Here is a 3,237-nt window from a genome sequence, read left to right as displayed (position 1 = left end):
CCCACCCCCCGCGCCGCCAGCGGCAGTTGTGTGGCTGGCGCAACGTCCCCTCCCACCCGCAGCGCACGACGTACGCCACCCGGGACGGCGAGATCACCGTCGCCTACCGGCTCACCCGCGCCGGGCTCGTCGCCGACGGCCACGACGACGTCACCCTGGTGGACGCCGCACCCGGCCGCGTCGTCCTCGACGTCGCGGGCGTGCGCCGCGCGTTCACCGTGGCCCGCCACGGCGACGGAACGTACGTCGACTCGCCGCTCGGGCCCGTCGCCCTGACCGCCGTCGCCCGCTTCCCCACCCCCGTCGATCAGGTCCCGCCCGGGTCCCTGCTGGCCCCCATGCCCGGCACGGTGGTCCGGGTGGACGCCGCGCCCGGCGACGCCGTCACCGCCGGACAGCCGCTGATGTGGCTGGAGGCGATGAAGATGCAGCACCGGATCGACGCCCCCGCCGACGGCGTACTGACCGAACTCTCCGTCGCCGTCGGCCGGCAGGTCGACGTGGGCACCGTGCTCGCCGTCGTCACCGGCAGGCCCGCCGACAGCACCGGCGGCAGCGCCGGCCAGAACTCCCAGGAGTCCGCGTGAACTTCACCGAGACCGACGAGCAGCGCGCCCTGCGCGAGGCGGTCGCCCAACTCGGCAGCCGCTACGGCTTCCGCTACGCCACCGCCCGCGCCCGCGAGCACGAACCGCTGCGCGAACTGTGGCAGGAGGCGGGCAAACTCGGCTACCTCGGCGTCAACCTCCCCGAGGAGTACGGCGGAGGCGGCGCCGGGATCTACGAGCTGGCCATCGTGCAGGAGGAGTTGAGCGCGGCCGGCTGCGGGCTGCTGATGCTGGTGGTCTCCCCGGCCATCTGCGGCACCATCATCTCCCGCTTCGGCACCCCCGCGCAGAAGCAGCGCTGGCTGCCCGGCATCGCGAACGGCACCGGCATCATGGCGTTCGGCATCACCGAACCCGACGCCGGGTCCAACTCCCACAAGATCACCACCACCGCGCGGCGCGACGGCGGCGACTGGCTGCTCAGCGGCCGGAAGGTCTTCATCTCCGGCGTCGACCAGGCCGATCACGTCCTCGTCGTCAGCCGCACCGAGGACGCGGCCACGGGCAAGCTCAAGCCCGTGCTCTTCGCCGTCCCCACCGACGCGCCCGGCTTCGAGTACCGGCCGATCGACATGGACATCATCATGCCGGAGCGGCAGTTCATGCTCTATCTGGACGATGTGCGGCTGCCCGCCGAGGCCCTCATCGGCGAGGAGGACGCCGCGCTCGCCCAGCTCTTCGCCGGGCTCAACCCCGAACGGGTCCTCGCCTCCGCCCTCGCCACCGGCATCGGCCGCTACGCGCTGGACCGGGCCACCGCCTACGCCACCGAGCGCGCCGTCTTCAAGGGCGCCCCCATCGGCTCCCACCAGGGCGTCTCCCACCCGCTCGCCCAGATCAAGATCGAGATCGAACTCGCCCGGCTGATGACGCAGAAGGCGGGCGCGCTCTACGACGCGGGCGACGAGATGGGCGCCGCCGAGGCCGCCAACATGGCGAAGTACGCCGCCGCCGAGGCCAGCATCCGCGCCGTGGACCAGGCCATCCAGACGCACGGCGGGAACGGGCTGGCCACCGAGTACGGCCTGGCGTCCCTGCTGGCCGCCGCCCGCATCGCCCGCGTCGCGCCGGTCAGCCGTGAGATGATCCTGAACTTCGTCGCCCAGTTCAGCCTCAACCTGCCGAAGTCCTACTGATATGCCCCCGGATGCCGATATGACCGCGAACGACGCGCAGCCTCCCGTCGTGACGTACGCCCTCGACCGGGCCGTCGCCACGCTCACCCTCGACTCGCCCGCCAACCGCAACGCGCTGTCCGCCCGGCTCGTCGGCGAACTCGCCGACCACCTGGCCACCGCCGCCGCCGACCCCGGCGTGCGGGCCGTCGTCCTCGCCCACACCGGCACCACGTTCTGCGCGGGCGCCGACCTGTCCGAGGCGGCCAAGGAGGAGGGCCCGGCGCGGGGCACCGCGCGCCTGCTGGAGCTGCTGCGGCAGATCGTGGAACTGCCCAAGCCGGTCGTCGCCCGCGTGGACGGCCACGTCCGCGCCGGTGGCCTCGGCCTGCTCGGGGCCTGCGACCTGGCCGTCGCCGGCCCCTCGGCCACCTTCGCGTTCACCGAGGCCCGCCTCGGCCTGGCCCCCGCGATCATCTCCCTGACGACGCTGTCCCGCATGCCGGAACGGGCCGCCGCCCGCTGGTTCCTGACCGGCGCCACGTTCGACGCCGCCACCGCCGAACGGATCGGGCTCGTCACCGAGGCCGCGGCGGACGTGGACACCGCGCTGGGCGCGTACCTCGACGCCTTCCGCCGCTGCTCGCCGCAGGGCCTGGCCGAGACCAAGAAGCTCACCACCCGCGCGGTGCTGCGCGCGTTCGACGAGCAGGGCGAGGCCGTGCGGGAGCAGTCGGCCCGGCTCTTCGGCTCGGACGAGGCCCGCGAGGGCGTTCTCGCCTGGCTGGAGAAACGCCCGCCCCGGTGGGCCTCGGACGCGACCGGCGACCGCTGAGCCGGGATGGCCGTTCCGTTACCGGACGGCGGAAGGGTCACAATGGGATCATGCCGAACACTCCGCCCACCGGCCTGAGAACGGCGGCGCCGCGCCGCGCGCCGCAGCAGGACCGCAGCCGCGTCACCCGCGGGCGGCTGCTGGACGCGGCGGTGGAGTGCCTGGTGGAGATGGGCTGGACGGGCAGCACGGTCACGGTCGTCGCCGAACGCGCCGGGGTCTCCCGGGGTGCCGCGCAGCACCACTTCCCGACCCGCGAGTCCCTGATCACCGCCGCCGTCGAGCACGTCACGCGGGTCCGCGCGGCGGAGATCGAACGCGAGCTGGAGCGGCTGGAGATCGGCACGCTGCCCACCGAGGCCGTGGTCGAGCTGATCGTGAGCTGGTTCATCGGCGTCCCGTTCCGCGCCGCCCTGGAGCTGTGGGTCGCGGCCTCGGCCGACCCGCAACTGCGGGAGCTGGTCGTGCCGTTGGAGGCCCGCACCGGCCGCATGGTGCACCAGGCCGCCGTCGAACTGCTGGGCGTGGACGAATCCGTCCCGGGCGTCCGGGAGATGATCCAGGCGACCCTGGACATGGCACGCGGCCTCGGCCTGGCGAACCTGCTCACCGACGACACACGCCGCCGCCGCCGGATCATCCGCCAGTGGGCGGCGGTCCTGGACACAGCCCTGACCCC

The 3,237-nt window shown here is 73.8% G+C and carries 4 protein-coding genes; all 4 read left to right on the top strand.

The window, feature by feature from the left end:
* Positions 1-587: acetyl-CoA carboxylase biotin carboxyl carrier protein subunit (locus BN2279_RS07675; RefSeq protein ID WP_324612827.1), on the top strand; the 587-nt coding region annotated here is incomplete at its 5' end.
* A complete protein-coding gene (locus BN2279_RS07670; protein ID WP_059007774.1) occupies positions 584-1,744 on the top strand; it encodes an acyl-CoA dehydrogenase family protein in 1,161 nt (386 codons plus the stop codon). The genes BN2279_RS07675 and BN2279_RS07670, both read left to right, overlap by 4 nt.
* A gap of 19 nt (positions 1,745-1,763) precedes the next feature.
* Positions 1,764-2,558 (top strand): enoyl-CoA hydratase family protein, encoded by a 795-nt coding sequence (locus BN2279_RS07665; RefSeq protein ID WP_059007773.1) that lies wholly within the window; start codon positions 1,764-1,766, stop codon positions 2,556-2,558.
* 50 nt (positions 2,559-2,608) lie between these two features.
* Positions 2,609-3,237 (top strand): TetR/AcrR family transcriptional regulator (locus BN2279_RS07660; protein ID WP_059007770.1); only part of this gene is annotated, 629 nt, incomplete at its 3' end.

The organism is Streptomyces specialis, assembly GCF_001493375.1.
GTDB classification, from domain to species: domain Bacteria; phylum Actinomycetota; class Actinomycetes; order Streptomycetales; family Streptomycetaceae; genus Streptomyces; species Streptomyces specialis.
This window is presented reverse-complemented; position numbering and strand designations above follow the sequence as displayed.

Excerpts from the sequence above, each read along its gene's own strand:
- BN2279_RS07665 (WP_059007773.1), top strand. The coding sequence starts at position 1,764 with ATGACCGCGAACGACGCGCAGCCTCCCGTCGTGACGTACGCCCTCGAC.